At 58.6% G+C, this 290-nt stretch carries 1 protein-coding gene; it reads right to left on the bottom strand.

Translation table 11 applies throughout. The features are described from left to right. On the bottom strand, positions 1–290 hold a 290-nt coding region (locus NR126_RS28670; RefSeq protein ID WP_256832527.1), incomplete at both ends, for an immunoglobulin-like domain-containing protein.

Below are 290 nucleotides of genomic sequence, written 5' to 3'. Positions count from 1 at the left end.
ACGGTCACGGTGTCGGTGGTGTCGTTGATTTGCACCACGCCTGGCTCTTTGCTCAGTTGCAGGTCTTCGAAGGCCTTGCCTGGCACAGAAGCATCGGTGACGGTCAGGCTCAGCGGGCCGCCGTCTTTGTAGACGTCGTCGCCTTGGATCGGTGCGGTGTAGATCGCGCTGGTATCACCGGCTTTAACGGTGACGGTGCCGCCGTTGCTCAGCTTGACGGTCAGATCGTCCTTCAACGTCTGGTTGAGGGTGATGGTGAAAGTTGGATTGGCGTTTTCGAACACAGGACC

This window comes from Pseudomonas sp. Pse1 (genome assembly GCF_024519635.1).
In the GTDB taxonomy this organism is placed as follows: Bacteria; Pseudomonadota; Gammaproteobacteria; order Pseudomonadales; family Pseudomonadaceae; genus Aquipseudomonas.
The sequence above is the reverse complement of the archived record's forward strand: the minus strand, read 5'-3'. Positions and strand labels throughout refer to the sequence as shown.